Source organism: Enterobacter sp. CPE_E890, from assembly GCF_046521475.1.
Taxonomy (GTDB): domain Bacteria; phylum Pseudomonadota; class Gammaproteobacteria; order Enterobacterales; family Enterobacteriaceae; genus Enterobacter; species Enterobacter adelaidei.
The window spans coordinates 4,439,497-4,456,966 of record NZ_JBKFZW010000001.1 but is presented as its reverse complement, the minus strand read 5'-3'; the positions used below and the strand labels follow the sequence as shown (position 1 = coordinate 4,456,966).

Below are 17,470 nucleotides of genomic sequence, written 5' to 3'. Positions count from 1 at the left end.
GCTGTTAATAGCACCGCAGAAAGGGGAGTGCAAGCGAGGAGTTTTCAGGAAGGTTACCCCTTACGCCCTGAAGCGTAAGGGGTAAAAGCATTACAGGGCGGCAATCACTGCCTGCTGCTCAATCAGTTTGGTCTTCGCATCGGCGAAAGCAACCAGACGCTCACGCTCTTTGGCGATGACCGCTTCCGGCGCGCGGGCCACAAAGCCTTCGTTCGCCAGCTTGCTTTCGATTTTGCCGATTTCCACGTCGACTTTCGCCACTTCTTTCGCCAGACGAGCCAGCTCGGCGTCTTTGTCGATCAGGCCCGCCATCGGGATAAGCAGCTCTGCGCCGTCGATGATTTTAGTCACGGATACCGGACCTTTATCATCTGCAGGCAGCACAGTGATGCTTTCCAGACGCGCCATGGTTTTCAGGAAGGTGTTGTTCTCGGTGACACGACGAACAGCAGCTTCACTGCAACCACGCAGCAGCAATTCCAGCGGTTTACCCGGGGCGATGTTCATTTCTGCACGAATGTTACGTACTGCAACGATCGCCTGTTTCAGCCATTCGGTATCTGCTGACGCAGCGTCATCAACCTTCGCCGCATCGAATTCCGGGAATGGTTGCAGCATGATGGTGTCTGCGTTGATGCCAGCAATCACTTTCACACGCTGCCAGATGGTTTCGGTGATGAATGGAATGACTGGATGCGCAAGACGCAGCAGACCTTCCAGCATGGTAATCAGCGTGTTGCGCGTGCCGCGCAGCTCCGCCTCAGAACCGCCGTTCATCACTGGCTTCGCCAGCTCCAGGTACCAGTCACAGAACTGGTTCCAGGTGAATTCGTACAGGATGCCTGCCGCGATATCGAAGCGGTAGCTGTCCAGCGCCTCGCGGAACGCTTTCACCGTCTGGTTGAATTCCGCGAGGATCCAACGGTCTGCCAGAGACAGAGTCATCTCGCCGCCGTTGAAGCCGCAATCCTGATCTTCGGTGTTCATCAGCACGAAGCGGCTGGCGTTCCACAGCTTGTTACAGAAGTTACGGTAACCTTCCAGACGCTTCATGTCCCAGTTGATGTCACGGCCAGTAGAAGCCAGTGCCGCCAGGGTGAAACGCAGGGCGTCAGTACCGTGAGGCTCGATCCCGTTCGGGAACTGTTTCTCGGTACGCTTGCGGATTTTCTCAGCCAGCTGCGGCTGCATCATATTACCGGTGCGTTTTTCCAGCAGCTCTTCCAGGGAGATACCGTCAACCATATCCAGTGGGTCAATAACGTTACCCTTGGATTTAGACATCTTCTGGCCTTCGTCGTCACGGATCAGACCGGTCATGTAGACGGTATGGAACGGAACCTGCGGTTTACCGTCTTCATCTTTGATGAAGTGCATGGTCATCATGATCATGCGGGCAATCCAGAAGAAGATGATGTCGAAGCCGGAAACCATCACGCTGGTTGGGTGGAACTGACGCAGCGCATCGGTGTTTTCTGGCCAGCCGAGGGTGGAGAAGGTCCACAGCGCGGAAGAGAACCAGGTATCCAGCACGTCTTCGTCCTGGCGCAGCGCAACGTCAGCGCTCAGGTTATTTTCCTGACGAACTTCTTCTTCCGTGCGGCCAACGTAGACATTGCCTTCGTTGTCGTACCATGCCGGGATGCGGTGACCCCACCACAGCTGACGGGAGATACACCAGTCCTGAATATCACGCATCCAGGAGAAGTACATGTTTTCGTACTGCTTCGGCACGAACTGGATGCTGCCGTTTTCAACCGCTTCAACAGCCGGTTTCGCCAGTACGTCAGCACGCACGTACCACTGGTCGGTCAGCATTGGCTCAATAACCACACCGCCACGGTCGCCGTACGGCACGGTCAGATCGTGAGGTTTGATCTCTTCCAGCAGGCCGAGTGCGTCAACGGCAGCCACAATCGCCTTACGCGCGGCAAAACGTTCCATTTTCTGGAATTCTGCCGGGATAGCGTTTGAGTAAACGTCAGTTTCTTCGCCTTTGGTATCGTACACTTCTGCGCTTTCACGGATATCACCGTCGAAGGTCAGAATGTTGATCATTGGCAGGGCGTGACGACGACCGACTTCGTAGTCGTTAAAGTCGTGCGCCGGGGTGATTTTCACGCAGCCGGTACCTTTTTCCATGTCGGCGTGTTCGTCGCCCACGATCGGAATACGGCGGTTAACCAGCGGCAGCACCACGAATTTGCCGATCAGATCTTTATAACGTGGATCTTCCGGGTTAACAGCCACGCCGGTATCACCCAGCAGGGTTTCCGGACGAGTCGTCGCGACCACCAGGTAATCTTTACCATCGGCGGTTTTTGCACCGTCAGCCAGCGGATAGCGGATATGCCACATGGAGCCTTTAGACTCGCGGTTTTCCACTTCCAGGTCAGAAATTGCGGTGCGCAGTTTCGGATCCCAGTTTACCAGGCGTTTGCCACGGTAAATCAGGTCTTCTTTATACAGACGGACGAAGACTTCTTTAACGGCGTTGGACAGGCCTTCATCCATGGTGAAGCGCTCACGCTCCCAGTCCACGGAGTTGCCAAGACGACGCATCTGACGGGTAATGGTGCCGCCAGATTCCGCTTTCCACTGCCAGATTTTGTCGATGAACGCGTCGCGACCGTAGTCGTGGCGAGTTTTACCTTCTTCCGCGGCAATTTTACGTTCAACCACCATCTGGGTCGCGATACCCGCGTGGTCAGTACCCGCTTGCCACAGGGTGTTTTTGCCCTGCATGCGCTGGTAGCGGATCATGGTGTCCATGATGGTCTGCTGGAAAGCATGACCCATATGCAAACTGCCGGTGACGTTCGGCGGCGGGATCATGATGCAGAAGGACTCTTTGCTTTCGTCGCCGTTAGGCTTGAAATAGCCCTGCTGTTCCCAGTGCTCGTAAAGCGGCTGTTCGATATCGCGTGGGTTATATGTCTTTTCCATTATTTCCAGGTTGCCGTATTCAGGTTAAAACCAGCCAGGCGGTACGCTTTATAGCGTTCGCGCGCCAGTTGTTTCAAAGATTCTTCGTAAGGGACAAAGTCTACCACTTCTGTGAAAGCGGTGGCAAAATCTGCAAAATCTATCCGCAGGCTAATCAGAATATCGCGCGCGCTGCTGTTGCGCTTTTGCGGCCAGGCAATTTCGACTGGCGCACCGCCGCGCGGACCTTCGCCAGACAGGTTATGCGGCACAAAACTCTCAGGCGGGCGTGCCCACAAGGCTTCATCAAGCCGTATAGCCTGCTGTTCATCTTCGCAGGCAATCAAAACGCGCTTGCCTGCTCGCCAACGTTCTGCGGCAATTTCACACACCAGCTGTTCGACGGCGCTCAGGCCATCCTGATGGGTGTCGTTGTCCAGAAGGTAGAACGTTGCATTCTTCATATATGGGGCTTCTTGTCATGGATTTAAATGCAAAGCCGGGTAAGCATAGTGCCACCCGGCGTTTTACATCACTCGTCGCCGTTAAACCCAGCGCGATTCAGCAGGAACTGCGAGAGTAACGCGACCGGACGACCGGTTGCGCCTTTGGCTTTACCGGAACGCCATGCGGTGCCCGCGATATCCAGGTGTGCCCAGTTGTACTTGCGGGTGAAGCGTGCCAGGAAGCAACCTGCGGTGATAGCACCGCCAGGACGGCCGCCGATGTTCGCCATATCCGCAAAGTTAGACTCCAGCTGCTCCTGATACTCATCACCCAGCGGCAGACGCCATGCGCGGTCACCGGCTTGTTCCGAGGCACCAATCAGTTCGTGTGCCAGCGGGTTGTGGTTCGACATCAGGCCGGTAATGTGATGGCCCAGCGCGATCACGCAGGCACCGGTCAGGGTAGCCACGTCGATGACCGCTTCAGGTTCGAAACGCTCAACGTAGGTCAGCACGTCACACAGCACCAGACGGCCTTCGGCGTCAGTGTTCAGGACTTCAACCGTCTGGCCAGACATGGTGGTCAGGACGTCACCCGGACGATAAGCGCGACCGCCAGGCATGTTTTCGCAGCCTGCCAGTACGCCAGTGACGTTAATCGGCAACTGAAGTTCTGCGACCATACGCATCACGCCGTATACGGCCGCTGCGCCGCACATGTCGTATTTCATCTCGTCCATGCCTTCGGCAGGTTTGATCGAGATACCGCCGGAGTCGAAAGTCAGGCCCTTGCCGACGAGCACGATTGGACGTGCATCTTCGGACGGGTTGCCCTTGTATTCGATGACTGACATCAGGGATTCGTTCTGAGAGCCGTTACCGACGGCCAGATATGAGTGCATCCCCAGCTCTTTCATCTGCTGTTCGCCGATAACGCGGGTGATGACATTCTTGCTGTAGGTATCAGCCAACTGGCGCGCCTGGGATGCCAGATACGCGGCGTTACAGATATTAGGCGGCATGTTACCGAGATCTTTCGCCGCCTTAATGCCAGCCGCAATCGCCAGACCGTGCTGAATAGCGCGTTCGCCGCTGGTCAGTTCGCGACGGGTTGGCACGTTGAAGACCATTTTACGCAGCGGGCGACGCGGCTCGCTTTTATTGGTCTTCAGCTGATCGAAGCTGTACAGGCTCTCTTTTGCTGTTTCGACAGCCTGGCGAACTTTCCAGTAGGTATTACGGCCTTTGACGTGCAGTTCTGTCAGGAAGCAGACAGCTTCCATTGAACCGGTATCATTCAGCGTATTGATCGTTTTCTGAATCACCTGCTTATACTGGCGTTCATCCAGCTCGCGCTCTTTACCGCAGCCAATCAGCAGAATGCGCTCGGACAGTACGTTCGGAACATGGTGCAGTAACAGCGTCTGCCCAGGTTTGCCTTCCAGTTCGCCACGGCGCAGCAGGGCGCTAATGTAGCCGTCACTGATTTTATCGAGTTGTTCGGCGATCGGGGAGAGTCGGCGTGGTTCAAAGACGCCCACAACGATGCAGGCACTCCGCTGTTTCTCCGGGCTACCGCTTTTTACACTGAACTCCATGCACTACGCTCCTGAATCTTAAAGACAACGGCGGCAGCTACAGATAGAATTGAAAGCTTTCGTAACTCATGTCCGCTGTTGTGGTGACTTCGTGTTAATCTTACGTTATTACGGTTTCGACACGTCAGAAAAAAGTCCTGAAGCGTGAATCCGCCGGGTGTTTTAATCTTAGCGATGATTTCGACGACTCAAGAGAATAAATGACGTTTAAGCCATGAAACAAGCGATTTTCCAGCAAAGAGACGGGTTTTTACGGGCGTATTTAAAGTGATAATCATAAGATATCTGGTGCGGGAGACGCTCAAAAGCCAACTGGCGATCCTCTTCATCCTGCTGCTGATTTTTTTCTGTCAGAAGTTGGTTAAGATCCTCGGTGCGGCCGTTGACGGCGAAATTCCAACGAATCTGGTGCTTTCCCTGCTTGGTTTAGGGATCCCGGAAATGGCGCAGCTTATCCTGCCGCTAAGTCTTTTCCTTGGTCTGCTCATGACGCTTGGTAAGCTCTACACCGAGAGTGAAATCACGGTGATGCATGCCTGTGGTCTGAGCAAAGCCGTGCTGGTGAAGGCCGCGATGATACTGGCGCTGTTCACCGGTATCGTTGCGGCGGTGAATGTAATGTGGGCAGGTCCCATGTCCTCCCGTCATCAGGACGAAGTGCTGGCCGAAGCGAAAGCGAACCCCGGCATGGCGGCATTAGCCCAGGGGCAGTTCCAGCAGGCGACTGACGGTAACTCTGTGCTGTTTATTGAGAGCGTAGACGGCAGTAAATTCAACGACGTATTTCTGGCGCAGCTGCGTACGAAAGGTAACGCACGTCCGTCTGTGGTCGTCGCCGACTCTGGCCAGCTTGCTCAACGCAAAGATGGTTCGCAGATTGTGACGCTGAATACAGGTACCCGTTTTGAAGGTACCGCGATGCTGCGGGACTTCCGTATCACGGACTTCCAGAACTATCAGGCCATTATTGGTCATCAGGCTGTGGCGCTCGACCCATCGGATACCGAACAAATGGACATGCGTACGCTGTGGAATACCGATACCGACAGAGCGCGCGCTGAGTTCCACTGGCGAATTACTCTCGTCTTTACGGTGTTTATGATGGCATTGATTGTGGTTCCGCTGAGCGTGGTCAACCCTCGCCAGGGACGTGTGCTCTCCATGCTGCCGGCGATGTTGCTGTACCTGATCTACTTCCTGCTGCAAACCTCGATTCGCTCAAACGGCGCTAAGGGTAAGCTGGATCCCATGGTCTGGACATGGGTCGTCAACAGCTTGTACATCTTACTGGCGCTGGGATTAAACCTGTGGGATACGGTGCCAGTGCGCCGCATACGTGCCCGATTCTCGCGTAAAGGAGCCATCTAATGCAGGCGTTTGGCGTTCTTGATCGCTATATCGGTAAAACCATTTTTACCACCATCATGATGACGTTGTTCATGCTGGTGTCGCTCTCCGGCATTATCAAATTTGTCGATCAGCTGAAAAAAGCCGGGCAGGGGAGCTATGACGCGATGGGCGCGGGGATGTACACCCTGCTCAGCGTGCCGAAAGATGTGCAAATCTTCTTCCCGATGGCAGCACTGTTAGGTGCGCTGCTGGGGCTGGGGATGCTGGCCCAGCGCAGCGAGCTGGTCGTCATGCAGGCATCGGGCTTCACCCGTATGCAGGTTGCGCTGTCGGTAATGAAAACCGCGATCCCTCTGGTGCTGCTGACCATGGCGATTGGCGAGTGGGTGGCACCGCAAGGTGAACAAACGGCGCGTAACTACCGTGCTCAGGCGATGTACGGCGGCTCTCTGCTTTCCACTCAGCAAGGTCTGTGGGCGAAAGACGGAAAAAGCTTCGTCTACATTGAACGTGTAAAAGGCAACGATGAGTTAGGCGGTGTGAGTATCTACTCCTTCAACGACCAGCGCCGTTTGCTGTCTGTCAAACACGCCTCATCGGCGAAGTTTGATCCCGAACATAAGCAGTGGCGTTTGTCACAGGTAGATGAGTCTGACCTGACAGACCCGAAACAGATCACCGGTTCTCAGACGGTTTCCGGCACGTGGAAGACGAACCTCACGCCGGATAAGCTCGGTGTTGTGGCACTGGATCCAGATGCGCTCTCTATCAGCGGTTTACACAACTATGTGAAATACCTGAAGTCGAGCGGCCAGGATGCCGGACGTTATCAGCTCAACATGTGGAGCAAGATCTTCCAGCCAATGTCCGTGGCGGTGATGATGCTGATGGCGCTGTCGTTTATCTTCGGCCCCCTGCGTAGTGTGCCGATGGGTGTACGTGTGGTAACCGGTATCAGCTTTGGCTTTGTATTCTACGTGCTCGACCAGATCTTCGGCCCGCTGACGCTGGTTTACGGCATCCCACCGATTATTGGTGCGTTGCTGCCAAGCGCCAGTTTCCTCCTGATCAGCCTCTGGCTGCTTCTGAAACGCTCCTGATTGACCTCTCCTCGCTTCCGGTTAACCGGGAGCGGGGCTAATCTCCTGTTTCATCCCGCACTTTTTCTCACAACCTTCAACGCCCCGCCGCGAATTTGAGTATTATTGAGCGATAAAGTCGTGAAGGGATCCTCTATGAAGCAAATTCGAATGCTTGCCCAGTACTACGTCGACCTGATGATGAAGCTCGGGCTGGTGCGTTTCTCCATGCTGCTTGCGCTGGCACTGGTCGTTCTGGCCATCGTTGTGCAGATGGCCGTCACCATGGTTTTGCATGGTCAGGTGGAGAGTATCGACGTTATCCGCTCCATCTTCTTTGGCTTGCTCATTACCCCCTGGGCGGTCTACTTCCTCTCCGTGGTGGTTGAACAGCTGGAAGAATCCCGTCAGCGCTTGTCAAAACTGGTGGATAAACTGGAAGAGATGCGCGAGCGCGACCTGAAGCTCAATGTTCAGCTCAAAGACAACATTGCACAGCTGAACCAGGAGATTTCAGATCGTGAGAAGGCGGAAGCCGAACGTCAGGCTACGCTGGAGCAGCTTAAAATCGAAATGAAAGAGCGTGAGGTGACGCAGATCCAGCTTGAGCAGCAATCCTCTTTCCTGCGTTCGTTCCTCGATGCTTCACCGGATCTGGTTTTCTACCGTAACGAAGACAAAGAGTTCTCCGGCTGTAACCGGGCGATGGAGCTGCTGACCGGGAAAAGTGAAAAGCAGCTGATTCACCTGAAACCACAGGATGTCTATTCTGAGGAGGCGGCGGCCAAGGTCATGGAGACAGATGAAAAAGTCTTCCGCCACAACGTCTCGCTGACCTATGAACAGTGGCTGGATTACCCGGACGGGCGCAAAGCCTGCTTTGAGATCCGTAAAGTGCCGTACTACGACCGCGTCGGGAAACGTCATGGCCTGATGGGCTTTGGTCGCGATATTACCGAGCGTAAGCGCTATCAGGATGCCCTGGAGCGTGCCAGCCGCGATAAGACCACCTTTATCTCCACCATCAGCCACGAACTGCGTACGCCGCTTAATGGCATTGTCGGTCTGAGCCGTATTTTGCTGGACACCGATCTGACCGCGGAGCAGGAAAAATACCTCAAAACGATCCATGTCTCGGCGGTCACGCTGGGGAATATCTTCAATGATATTATCGACATGGATAAGATGGAGCGCCGTAAAGTCCAACTGGATAACCAGCCGGTTGATTTCACCAGCTTTATGGCCGATCTGGAAAACTTGTCCGGTCTGCAGGCGCAGCAGAAAGGGCTGAGTTTTGTGATGGAACCCTCTCTGCCACTGCCGCATAAAGTGGTCACGGACGGTACCCGCCTGCGCCAGATCCTGTGGAACCTTATCAGTAACGCTGTGAAATTTACCCAGAAGGGGCAGGTTGCGGTGCGCATCCGCTATGACGAAGGTGACATGCTGCACTTTGAGGTGGAAGACTCGGGGATTGGTATTCCGCAGGAGGAGCAGGACAAAATTTTCGCGATGTACTACCAGGTGAAAGACAGCAACGGCGGGAAACCTGCCACCGGTACAGGCATTGGCCTGGCGGTATCTAAACGGCTTGCGAAGAGTATGGGCGGGGACATTACGGTAACCAGCCAGGCGGGCAAAGGCTCGACCTTCACGCTGACGGTACATGCGCCAGCGGTGGCTGAAGAGGTTGAGGATACCTTTGAAAACGACGATATGCCGCTGCCCGCGCTGCACGTCCTGTTGGTGGAAGACATCGAGCTGAACGTGATTGTGGCACGCTCGGTGCTGGAAAAACTGGGTAACAGTGTGGACGTGGCAATGACCGGTAAAGCCGCGCTGGAGATGTTTAAACCGGGTGAATATGACCTCGTCTTGCTGGATATTCAACTGCCGGATATGACCGGGCTGGATATCTCACGTGAACTGACGAGCAAGTATGCCGCTGACGATCTGCCGCCGCTGGTCGCGCTGACGGCGAACGTGCTGAAAGACAAAAAAGAGTACCTCGATGCCGGTATGGATGATGTGCTTAGCAAACCGCTGGCGGTGCCTGCCCTGACCGCCATGATCAAGAAGTTCTGGGATACCCGTGATGAAGAGGAGAGCACCATGACGTCTGTTGATAGCGCAAAAGCCCAAACGATACTCGATACCGCGATGCTGGAGCAGTATATCGATCTGGTTGGTCCAAAACTGATTACCGACGGTCTGGCTGTGTTCGAAAAGATGATGCCTGGCTATCTGAGTGTGCTGGAATCAAACCTGACGGCACGAGACCAGAAAGGTATTGTGGAAGAAGGGCATAAAATCAAAGGTGCGGCCGGCTCGGTTGGCCTGCGTCACCTGCAACAGCTGGGACAACAGATTCAGTCGCCTGATTTACCTGCATGGGAAGATAACGTGGGTGATTGGGTCGAAGAGATGAAACAAGAGTGGCAAAACGATGTTGCGGTACTTAAAGCCTGGGTCGACGCCAGAAAAAAATGACCCCGGCTTAACCGGGGTGCGCGAATACTGCGCCAACACCAGGGAAATCTTGGCTGCGCCTGTTTTTTCAAGTTATTTTCGAATGGGCGCCGCCTGAAAAATTTAGGCCGCACGCAGATAAGATAGCAAATCTTAAATGGTTTGTTACATGAATCAGTGAAATGTGTGAAGCATAGCGTTTTAATCAAAATTATTAATGTGCTTCAGCGAGTTGCAAAGAAGGAACCTGATGATGAAAAAGATTGGTGTCGTGCTGAGCGGATGCGGTGTTTACGACGGTTCAGAGATACATGAAGCCGTCATCACATTGTTGGCGCTTTCCCGAAACGGAGCTGATGTTGTCTGCTTCGCGCCGGATAAAAGCCAGACTGATGTAATTAATCATTTGACCGGCGAGCCGATGGCGGAAACTCGTAACGTATTGATTGAAGCGGCACGCATTGTTCGCGGCGATATTCACCCTCTTAATCAGGCTAATGCTTCAGAGCTTGATGGGTTAATTGTGCCAGGCGGGTTTGGCGCAGCGAAAAACCTGAGCAGCTTTGCTTCCCAGGGGGCAGAGTGCCATGTTGATCCGGATTTAAAAGCGCTGTCACGTGCGATGCACGCTGCGGGTAAACCGCTGGGTTTTATCTGTATTGCCCCGGCGATGCTGCCGAAAATTTTTGATTTCCCACTGCGCCTGACCATTGGGACCGACATCGACACTGCTGAAGTTGTTGAGGATATGGGCGGCGAACATGTGCCGTGTCCTGTCGATGACATCGTGGTGGACGAAGACAATAAAATTATTACCACGCCTGCATACATGCTGGCGCAGAATATTGCTGAAGCAGCCACGGGCATTGAAAAGCTGGTGGACAGAGTGCTGGTGCTTGCTGAATGAGTCGTAAGTTCAGTCCCGGTGCAAGGTTAAAGCGTATCCTGCTGAGAGCTCTGCTCGTACTGGCGGTCTTCTGGGGCGGCGGGATTGCTTTATTCAGCATTGTACCGGTCCCTTTCTCTGCTGTGATGGTTGAGCGCCAGATTGGCGCATGGCTCTCTGGGGATTTCCGCTATGTTGCACATTCCGACTGGGTAAGCATGGACGAGATCTCACCGTTCATGGGGCTGGCAGTCATCGCGGCAGAGGATCAGAAATTCCCGGAGCACTGGGGGTTCGACGTGGCGGCCATTGAGAAGGCGCTTGCTCATAACGAACGCCACGAAAACCGCGTGCGCGGCGCGTCGACGTTGTCGCAGCAGACGGCCAAAAACCTGTTTTTATGGGATGGTCGAAGCTGGGTGCGAAAAGGGCTGGAAGCGGGGTTGACCCTGGGGATGGAAACGGTCTGGAGCAAAAGACGCATTCTGACCGTCTATCTCAATATCGCTGAGTTTGGCGACGGCGTATTTGGTGTGGAAGCCGCTGCGCAGCGTTATTTCAATAAGCCTGCAAGCCGTCTAAGTATGTCAGAAGCTGCGCTATTGGCCGCTGTTTTACCTAATCCCATCCGTTTTAAAGCCAGTGCCCCATCAGGCTACGTGCGAAGCCGACAGGCGTGGATTATGCGCCAGATGAATCAACTGGGCGGGGAGGGTTTTATGCAGCGTAATAATCTCATGTAGGGCGGGTAAGCACAGCGCCACCCGCCGAAGGGACGAACGTTAGTCTTCGTCAAAACCGGCGTTAAACAGCGCAATCACCGCCGCCAGCGCTTCCTCTTCCTGGGGGCCGGTGGCTTCTACTTCAATCTGGCGTCCTTTGGCTGAGTCCAGCATCAGCAGTGCGATCACGCTGTTCGCTTCCGCTTCTGTGCCTTCATCATTACGCAGCAGAACTTCTGCATCGAACCCCTGCATCAGCTCAAACAGCTTCATCGCCGGGCGTGCGTGCATGCCCAGCTTATTGGTGATCTCAACAGTTTGTTTTACGGTCATGTTTTACGTTTTTCCAGCGTGCGATGACGGGACTGAACGTTCTTTCCGCGTGAACGGAAATAATCGGCCAGCTGTTCGGCGATGTAGACCGAACGATGTTTACCGCCGGTACAGCCAATCGCCACTGTCAGGTAGCTACGATTGTTTGTTTCCAGCATAGGTAACCATAGCTCAAGGTAGCTTCGCGTCTGGTAGATAAAATTGTGAACTTCTGTGTGTCGGTCGAGGAAGGCCGCGACGGGTTTATCCAGACCTGTCATTGGACGCAGTTTCGGATCCCAGTGCGGGTTCGGCAGGAAACGCACGTCGAAAACATAATCCGCATCAATGGGGATACCGTGCTTAAAGCCGAAGGACTCGAACACCATCGTCAGTTCACGCTCGCGCTTGCCCAACAAACGGGTACGCAGCATTTCCGCCAGCTCATGAACGGACATCTCAGAGGTGTCGACGATCAGGTCAGCACGAGAACGAAGCGGCTCCAGCAGATCGCTCTCTTCGTCGATAGCGCTCTCCAGAGAGAGGTTCTTACTGGAAAGCGGGTGCAGACGACGGGTATCGCTGTAGCGGCGGATCAGGGTATTACGATCTGCATCCAGGAACAGCAACTGAGGTGAGAATTCCTCAGGCAGGTTACTCATCGCCTGCTCAAAAATTTCTGGCGATTCAGGCATATTACGAACGTCGATACTGACGGCGGCAGAGGTTTGTCTTTCCGCAAGCGTCCGAGCCAGATCGGGTAACAACACGACCGGCAGGTTATCTACGCAGTAAAAACCCATGTCTTCCAGCGCGCGCAGAGCAACGGATTTCCCCGACCCCGAACGGCCACTGACAATCATCAGTACCATGTTCCGTTTCTCCTCAGGACAACAGATGTGAAAGCCATCTCCTGGTTATGCATCATCCTGATTGCCTTCTGCTTCAGTGATAATTTGATAGAGCTCTTCATCACTTTGGGCTGAGCGCAGTCGACGGCAAATGGTTTTATCAGCCAGGCGTTTTGCGACCAGAGAAAGCGTATGCAGGTGGGTTTTCGTCTGGTCAGCAGGCACCAGCAGCGCGAAGAGGAGATCGACGGGCTGGTTATCAATGGCATCGAAGGCGATAGGGGTTTCCAGTTGCACAAACACACCGACGGCACGCAAGGTGTCTTCTTCCAGTTTGCCATGCGGGATCGCGATGCCATTGCCGATGCCGGTACTGCCCATCTTTTCACGGGTCAGGATAGCTTCGAACACTACCTGCGGTGGCAGGCCCAGCTGTTTTGCGGCCAGTTCACTGATGATCTCCAGCGCACGCTTTTTGCTCTGGCAGTGAACTGCACTGCGGGTACATTCCTGGTTAAGGACATTGCTCAGTTGAAGAGCGGAATCGTTGTTCATCATAATTTCACCTAAGCGCTAACTGTACAAATGGCCCGTTGTGTTTCACAACAGGCCGTCCTGCACCCGTTAACTGCCCGGACAATTAGTGTTGTTTCAGTTTATCTTTATGTTTATTAAGCTGTCGCGCAAGCTTATCAATCAAGCCGTCGATAGCCGCATACATGTCTTGCCCTTCCGCACTGGCATGGAGTTCACCCCCGTTGACGTGCAGGGTTGCATCCGAGATATGAGTCACTTTCTCCACTTTCAACACAATATAGACCTGATTGATCCTTTCGAAATACTGCTCGAGTTTGGCAAACTTCGCGTTCACGAAGTCGCGTAAAGCCTCAGTAATTTCGACGTTTTGTCCAGTGATGTTGAGCTGCATAGTGTCTTCCTTATCGGTTGTGTCAAACCAGCTGCTTACGCTGGTTGGACGGCGGAATGGATAAAGACTCTCGATACTTCGCAACAGTACGACGTGCCACCATAATACCCTGGTCGGACAGCATGGTGGTTAACTTACTGTCACTCAGTGGCTTCGCGGGGTTCTCCGCGGCGATCAACTTCTTCACCAGTGCGCGAATTGCCGTTGACGACGCTTCACCGCCGCCCTCGGTATTCACATGACTGGAGAAGAAATACTTAAGCTCAAAAATACCGCGTGGACTGTGCAGATACTTCTGCGTGGTGACGCGGGAAATGGTTGATTCATGCATCTCGACGGCCTGGGCAATATCTGCCAGTACCATCGGTTTCATATACTCTTCGCCCTGCTCAAAGAAAGCCTGCTGCTGTTCGACAATACAGCGGCTGACGCGGAGCAGCGTATCATTTCGGCTCTCCAGACTTTTGATCAACCATCGCGCTTCCTGCAGATTGCTACGAATATATTGGTTGTCAGAGTCGTTTCGTGCGCTGGTGCACATGGAGGCATACTGCTGGTTGATTTGCAGGCGAGGGATGCTGTCAGAGTTCAGTTCAACGACCCAGCGGCCATTGTGTTTTCTGACCAGCACATCCGGGATCACGTACTCGGGTTCGCTGGTCTGGATCGACTGTCCGGGGCGTGGATCGAGCGACTGGATCAGATTCACCGCTTCTTTCAGCACATCTTCTTTCAGGCGCGTGACGCGCATCAGGGTGCGGAAATCGTGGTTAGCCAACAGATCCAGATGATCGCTAATGATAACGCGCGCCTCATCAATCCATGGCGTCTCTTTGCTGAACTGAGAAAGTTGGATCAGCAGGCAGTCGCGCAGATCTTTTGCCGCCACACCGACCGGATCGAAACGCTGGATACGCTTCAGAACCGCTTCAATCTCTTCGAGTTCAATCTCTTCGTCGCCCATGCTTTCCAGAATATCGTCCAGCGTGACGGTCAAATAGCCCGTGTCGTCAACGGCATCGACAATTGACGTGGCAATCGCGCGGTCGGTATCGGAGAAGGGGGTCAGTTCCACCTGCCACATCAGATAATCCTGTAGCGACTGGGTGGTTTCACACTGATAGACCGGTAGCTCATCATCCTGGTAGTCTGCACGCGTACCGGAAGGGGTTCCGGCGGTGTAGATTTCATCCCAGCTGGCATCCAGCGGAAGCTCGTCCGGCATCTCTTTTTGTTCGAGTGCATCAGCGGTATCGAGCGCTTCTGTATCCTGCGACTGCTGGGTATCTACCTCGTCATGAAGATCGGTTTGTTCCAGCAGCGGATTGCTGTCCAGCGCCTGCTGGAGCTCCTGCTGGAGTTCTAACGTGGACAGTTGCAACAGGCGAATTGCCTGCTGTAGCTGCGGCGTCATCGCCAGTTGTTGGCTGAGCCTTAATTGCAAACCTTGCTTCATGTTCAGAGCATTTTTCTCCGGTTCGGCGTTACGTTACCTCTACCCTATCAGAGTCTGAAGTCTTCCCCAAGATAGACGCGCTTAACATGATCATCTTCGAGGATCTGCTGCGGCGTACCGTGAGCGATCAGATTGCCCTGGCTCACAATATAGGCGCGTTCACACACGGCCAGCGTTTCACGCACGTTGTGGTCAGTGATCAGTACACCAAGCCCGCTGTCGCGCAGGTGTTCAATAATACGTTTAATGTCGATAACGGAGATGGGGTCAACGCCCGCAAACGGTTCATCCAGAAGGATAAATTTCGGGTTTGCGGCCAGCGCACGCGCGATTTCAACGCGGCGACGTTCACCCCCGGAGAGCGCCTGACCGAGGCTGTCACGCAGGTGCTCAATGTGGAACTCTTCCATCAGCTCGTTGGCACGATCCTGTCGCTGTTCGCTGGTCAGGTCGTTACGAATTTGTAGAACCGCCATCAGGTTATCGTAAACGCTAAGACGACGGAAAATAGAGGCTTCCTGCGGCAGATAGCCGATTCCGCGACGCGCGCGAGCGTGCAACGGCAGAAGACTGATGTCTTCATCGTCAATAACAATGTTGCCGGCATCGCGCGGAACAATGCCAACGACCATGTAGAAGGTTGTGGTTTTACCCGCACCGTTAGGGCCAAGCAGGCCAACAATTTCGCCGGAGTTGACGGTCAGACTGACATCTTCTACGACACGGCGGCCCTTATAGGCCTTCGCGAGATTTTTTGCAGTTAATGTTGCCATAACGAATTAGTTACTCTTCTTCTGTGCCGGGGCCTGGCCTTTACCTTTGTCCTGCAGCTGCGACGGAACCAGCACGGTGGTTACGCGTTTGCCTTTCTCGCTGGAGGCCTGCATTTTTTGCTCTTTCACCAGATAGGTGATCTGGTCGCCGGTAATATTGCTGTCCAGCTGTTCCAGATAGGCATTACCCGTCAGGATGACCAGATCCTTCGCCAGCTCATAGTGCATGTGCGTGGCGTGGCCCTTCACCGGCTTGCCGTTGTCCTGCATCTGGTAGAAGGTTGCCGGGTTGCCGTAGCCATCAATAATCTCTTTGCCCTGCTCACCACCCGGACGGGTAACGACCACTTTGTCGGCGTTGATTTTGATGGTGCCCTGGGTCATGACGACATTACCCGTAAAGGTGACGACGTTACCCTGCATATCAAGAGACTGCGTGTCTGACTCGATATGGATCGGCTGGTCGGTATCGCCCGTTACAGCAAGCGCGGGGAGACTGGTCGCCAGCATCGCACTGGCGATAATTACTTTAAGGCTGAGTTTGTTTGTTTTGAATTTCATAGGAGGTTCTAACCTTTTCAATCAGCTCGGCGTTTTTGCTGCGTAAGTTCCCGCGCATTCTTAAACCGCTGGAATTAAATGTTGTGCCATACAGAGTGACCAGATCCTGCGACGTCACATCCTGGGTCACCAGGTTGATCTGGGCATTATCCGTCGTAATTTTTCGCAGTTGCGAGTCAGGCGTCAGAGCGTTGACTTCAACGTGGCCATATAGATAAAGCATACGGTCATTTGTCAGTTTTGCCCGGTCTGACTTGATTGACCACGTCGGGACTTTGTCCTTATCAAACGTCGTCATGACAGGTTGGGTAAACCACGAAATACCGTCATCTGAAAAATATTCAACATGCTGGGCAATCAGGCGATAGTTCAGTGCCCCTTCCGGGCTGTAGACCACGGTGTCGCTGTGATCGCTTTTATAGGTTGGATCGTTATTGTTGATCACTTCCGTTTGCGTATCGTCGCGATCGGCAATATTCACGCCAATCAATACCAGTGCGACAAGCGAAAGCAGAATGATAACCCAACGTCTGGTTTTACTCATATTGATTGCCCTTTGGCCTCATCAAGCTTGCCTTGCGCCAGCAGAAGCAGATCGCAGACTTCACGTACGGCACCGCGGCCGCCATTGATGTGGGTAACGTAGTCAGCGCGTGGGAGCAACAGCGGATGCGCATCGGCAACGGCGATGCTCAGGCCGACCTCAGTCATTACTGGCCAGTCAATCAGGTCATCCCCGACATAAGCCACGTTTTCCGGTGCAATTGCCAGTTTACCCACTAAATCATTGAACGCCGCCATCTTATCGGATTGTCCCTGATACAGATGGGTAATGCCCAGCGTTTCACAGCGATCTTCTACCAGTTTAGCTTTTCGCCCGGTGATGATGGCAACCTCGATCCCCGAGGTAAGGGCACAGCGGATACCGTAACCGTCGCGAACGTTAAACGCTTTCAGCTCTTCACCATTATTGCCCATGTAAATCAGGCCATCGGAGAGAACCCCATCCACATCCAGGATGAGCAGGCGAATCTTTTCTGCCTTCGCCATCATATGGGTACTGACCGGACCATAACAGGTTGCAAGGGATGCACCCGCATTACTCATTGTCTTA

The 17,470-nt window shown here is 53.8% G+C and carries 17 protein-coding genes; 5 read left to right on the top strand and 12 right to left on the bottom strand.

Annotated elements, in window-relative coordinates:
- Nucleotides 1–90 precede the first annotated feature (90 nt).
- The 3 genes from ACLHV9_RS22030 to pepA all read right to left on the bottom strand — a co-directional run bounded on the left by ACLHV9_RS22030 (nucleotide 91) and on the right by pepA (nucleotide 4,969).
- On the bottom strand, nucleotides 91–2,946 hold the full coding sequence (locus tag ACLHV9_RS22030; protein WP_407221067.1) for a valine--tRNA ligase: 2,856 nt from the start codon (nucleotides 2,944–2,946) through the stop codon (nucleotides 91–93).
- Nucleotides 2,946–3,389 (bottom strand): DNA polymerase III subunit chi, encoded by a 444-nt coding sequence (holC, locus tag ACLHV9_RS22025; RefSeq protein WP_008502815.1) that lies wholly within the window; start codon nucleotides 3,387–3,389, stop codon nucleotides 2,946–2,948. Before holC ends, ACLHV9_RS22030 begins: the two co-directional genes overlap by 1 nt.
- 68 nt (nucleotides 3,390–3,457) lie before the next feature.
- Nucleotides 3,458–4,969, bottom strand: coding sequence for a leucyl aminopeptidase (gene pepA, locus ACLHV9_RS22020; protein ID WP_028017019.1), 1,512 nt, complete (start codon nucleotides 4,967–4,969; stop codon nucleotides 3,458–3,460).
- A 267-nt stretch (nucleotides 4,970–5,236) separates the two neighbouring features.
- Between pepA and lptF the strand changes: the two genes are divergently transcribed.
- The 5 genes from lptF (at nucleotide 5,237) to mtgA (ending at nucleotide 11,496) form a co-directional block, all read left to right on the top strand.
- Nucleotides 5,237–6,337: an LPS export ABC transporter permease LptF gene (lptF, locus tag ACLHV9_RS22015; RefSeq protein WP_028017020.1), complete on the top strand. Its 1,101-nt coding sequence runs from the start codon at nucleotides 5,237–5,239 to the stop codon at nucleotides 6,335–6,337.
- Entirely contained in the window at nucleotides 6,337–7,419 is a 1,083-nt protein-coding gene (gene lptG / locus ACLHV9_RS22010) for an LPS export ABC transporter permease LptG (protein ID WP_028017021.1), read from the top strand. Before lptF ends, lptG begins: the two co-directional genes overlap by 1 nt.
- 135 nt (nucleotides 7,420–7,554) lie before the next feature.
- Nucleotides 7,555–9,888, top strand: coding sequence for an aerobic respiration two-component sensor histidine kinase ArcB (gene arcB, locus ACLHV9_RS22005; protein ID WP_028017022.1), 2,334 nt, complete (start codon nucleotides 7,555–7,557; stop codon nucleotides 9,886–9,888).
- 232 nt (nucleotides 9,889–10,120) lie between these two features.
- On the top strand, nucleotides 10,121–10,774 hold the full coding sequence (gene elbB, locus ACLHV9_RS22000) for an isoprenoid biosynthesis glyoxalase ElbB (RefSeq protein ID WP_028017023.1): 654 nt from the start codon (nucleotides 10,121–10,123) through the stop codon (nucleotides 10,772–10,774).
- Entirely contained in the window at nucleotides 10,771–11,496 is a 726-nt protein-coding gene (gene mtgA, locus ACLHV9_RS21995) for a monofunctional biosynthetic peptidoglycan transglycosylase (RefSeq protein WP_028017024.1), read from the top strand. Before elbB ends, mtgA begins: the two co-directional genes overlap by 4 nt.
- A 39-nt stretch (nucleotides 11,497–11,535) precedes the next feature.
- On the opposite strand, the gene npr is transcribed toward mtgA, so the two are convergent.
- From npr to kdsC, 9 genes are all read right to left on the bottom strand, one after another.
- A complete protein-coding gene (npr, locus tag ACLHV9_RS21990) occupies nucleotides 11,536–11,808 on the bottom strand; it encodes a PTS phosphocarrier protein NPr (RefSeq protein WP_003861872.1) in 273 nt (90 codons plus the stop codon).
- Nucleotides 11,805–12,659 (bottom strand): RNase adapter RapZ, encoded by an 855-nt coding sequence (rapZ, locus tag ACLHV9_RS21985; protein WP_028017025.1) that lies wholly within the window; start codon nucleotides 12,657–12,659, stop codon nucleotides 11,805–11,807. Before rapZ ends, npr begins: the two co-directional genes overlap by 4 nt.
- 45 nt (nucleotides 12,660–12,704) lie before the next feature.
- Complete coding sequence (ptsN, locus tag ACLHV9_RS21980; protein ID WP_008501443.1) at nucleotides 12,705–13,196, bottom strand: PTS IIA-like nitrogen regulatory protein PtsN; 492 nt, start codon at nucleotides 13,194–13,196, stop codon at nucleotides 12,705–12,707.
- Nucleotides 13,197–13,278: 82 nt separating this feature from the next.
- Nucleotides 13,279–13,566, bottom strand: coding sequence for a ribosome hibernation promoting factor (gene hpf / locus ACLHV9_RS21975; RefSeq protein ID WP_008501444.1), 288 nt, complete (start codon nucleotides 13,564–13,566; stop codon nucleotides 13,279–13,281).
- 22 nt (nucleotides 13,567–13,588) lie between these two features.
- Entirely contained in the window at nucleotides 13,589–15,022 is a 1,434-nt protein-coding gene (rpoN, locus tag ACLHV9_RS21970; protein WP_410376029.1) for an RNA polymerase factor sigma-54, read from the bottom strand.
- Between the two features lie 47 nt (nucleotides 15,023–15,069).
- Nucleotides 15,070–15,795, bottom strand: coding sequence for an LPS export ABC transporter ATP-binding protein (gene lptB, locus ACLHV9_RS21965; RefSeq protein ID WP_025756692.1), 726 nt, complete (start codon nucleotides 15,793–15,795; stop codon nucleotides 15,070–15,072).
- Between the two features lie 6 nt (nucleotides 15,796–15,801).
- The gene (gene lptA / locus ACLHV9_RS21960; RefSeq protein WP_024906352.1) at nucleotides 15,802–16,356 is read right to left on the bottom strand and encodes a lipopolysaccharide ABC transporter substrate-binding protein LptA; all 555 of its coding nucleotides are present in this window, start codon (nucleotides 16,354–16,356) and stop codon (nucleotides 15,802–15,804) included.
- A complete protein-coding gene (lptC, locus tag ACLHV9_RS21955; protein WP_028017027.1) occupies nucleotides 16,325–16,900 on the bottom strand; it encodes an LPS export ABC transporter periplasmic protein LptC in 576 nt (191 codons plus the stop codon). The genes lptA and lptC overlap by 32 nt, the downstream gene beginning before the upstream one ends.
- Nucleotides 16,897–17,463: a 3-deoxy-manno-octulosonate-8-phosphatase KdsC gene (gene kdsC / locus ACLHV9_RS21950; RefSeq protein ID WP_108091086.1), complete on the bottom strand. Its 567-nt coding sequence runs from the start codon at nucleotides 17,461–17,463 to the stop codon at nucleotides 16,897–16,899. The genes lptC and kdsC overlap by 4 nt, the downstream gene beginning before the upstream one ends.
- Between the last annotated feature and the right edge of the window lie 7 nt (nucleotides 17,464–17,470).